Annotated in this window: 2 protein-coding genes; one reads left to right on the top strand and one right to left on the bottom strand. The window is 77.6% G+C overall.

The window, feature by feature from the left end; translation table 11 throughout:
- On the bottom strand, positions 1-1,103 hold a 1,103-nt coding region (mycP, locus tag B0E53_RS36190), incomplete at its 3' end, for a type VII secretion-associated serine protease mycosin (protein ID WP_107079887.1).
- A 152-nt stretch (positions 1,104-1,255) separates the two neighbouring features.
- Here mycP and B0E53_RS36185 point away from each other — a divergent pair.
- A partial coding sequence (locus B0E53_RS36185) for an SseB family protein (protein ID WP_210406363.1) occupies positions 1,256-1,792 on the top strand: 537 nt, incomplete at its 3' end.

Below are 1,792 nucleotides of genomic sequence, written 5' to 3'. Positions count from 1 at the left end.
AGCAGCGCGCGGTTCCGCGCCGTCGTCCGGCGCGCCTGCCGGGCCAGCTCCGCCGCGTCCGGCCGGTCGGCCCGGAGCGCCGCCCCGGTTCCTCGGCCGACGGCCGGCCCACCGGTCGACTCGGTCACCGCGCGGTACGGGTTCAGCACGCCCGCGCCGTAGCCGTCCGCCCGTCCCGGGGCCGGGTCGGCACTCGTCACGATCCGCCGGGCGACCTCGGCCGCGTCCAGTTCGGGGCGGTACTGCCGGAGCAGCGCCGCCGTGCCGGCCACGAACGGCGCCGCGTAGCTCGTCCCCTCCGCCCGGTGGTGGCCCTGCCGGGGCGCCGCCATCAGCACGTCGCTGCCCGGGGCGACCAGGTCGACGTACGGGCCGGTCTGGGAGAAGGCGGAGCGGGTGCCGTCGGCCCCGATCGCGCCCACCCCGAGCACCCCGTCGTACGCGGCCGGGTACGGGCTGGGGTCACCGCTGTCGTGCAGGTTGCCGGCGGCGGCCACCACCACGGCGTCCCGCCGGACCGCATAGGCGATCGCGGCGCGTACGGCCGGGTTGTCCGCGTACAGCACGACGGAGAGGTTGACCACGTCGGCGTCGTGGTCCACCGCCCATCGGATGGCCCGGGCGAAGCCGGCCGCGTCGACCGTGCGCCCCGACTCCCGCCCCTCGACCACCTGCTGTTCGCTGACGCGTACCGGCAGGATGCGCGCGCCCGGCGCGAGCCCGCGGAAGGCCACGCCCGGCCGGGGCGCGGCGGCGATGATGCTCGCCACGCCGGTGCCGTGCCCCGCGCAGTCCCGGGTGCCGTCGCCACCCGGGTCGAGGAAGTCGACCCCGTCGAGCACCCGGCCGGCGAGCTGCGGGTGGGACCGGTCCACCCCGGAGTCCACCACCGCGACCACCACCCCGGCGCCGGTGGCGAGAGGGGCGAGCCGGTCCGGCGCGTACCGTTGCTGGGGCCAGGGCTGCTCGGCGACGGGGCGGGCCGGCGCGGGCGGTGCGGCGCAGGCCGACGGCGCCCGGGCCGCGGCCGGGGCGGCCGGCGACGCGGCGACCAGGAGGGTCACCAGAACGGCCAGGGCCGGGCGCGCGGTGGGCCGGGACATCGACGGCCTCCGTATCGTGTCGACTCCGGAACGGGATGTTAGCGCCTCGCCGACGACCCGGCCGACCGTCGATGGCCAGGCATTGTGATCTTGTTACCACCTTGTAGGTTGTAGGCGATGCCTGTGGCCTGTTCGCGGAAGGAGAGGTGGCCGTGACCGGATGGGAACCGGCCACCGAGGCCGAGGTGGCGATGCGGGATGCGCTGGGCGCGCAGGACCAGCAGCTCTACTTCCGCATCCTGACCCGCGTCGATCTGCTGCTGCCGGTCGCCGCGGAGACGGTCGCCGGACGGGGCCCGACGGGCTGGGGCACCTGGACCACCGGGGGCCGGACGCACCTGCTGGCCTTCACCTCGGCCACCGCGCTCCGCGCCTGCCTGGGGGAGAACGCCGGCACCACCCGCCGCGTCCCGTACGCCGACCTGGCCGCGGACTGGCCCAATCACGAGTGGTGGCTGGCGGTCAATCCGGGGCTGCCGATCGAGGGCTATCTGCCGGCCTGGTTCGTCGCGCAGCTCGCCCGGGGCGACATCCGGCTGCCGGGCCGGACCATGGGCGCCCGGGCCCGCCTGGAGCGGGTGGAGAGCGCCGCCCGGGCCGCCCGGGGTGGCCCGTCCACGCCCGGCCGGGACGTCCCGCCGCCCGTGTCCCCGGCAGCCGGAGGGCGGGTCCCGCCCGCCCGGAGCGGA

Origin of the sequence: Micromonospora sp. MH33 (assembly GCF_003013775.1) — a bacterium.
In the GTDB taxonomy this organism is placed as follows: Bacteria; Actinomycetota; Actinomycetes; order Mycobacteriales; family Micromonosporaceae; genus Micromonospora; species Micromonospora fulviviridis.
Note: the sequence above shows the minus strand (reverse complement) of the source record. Positions and strands in the feature narration are given on the sequence as shown.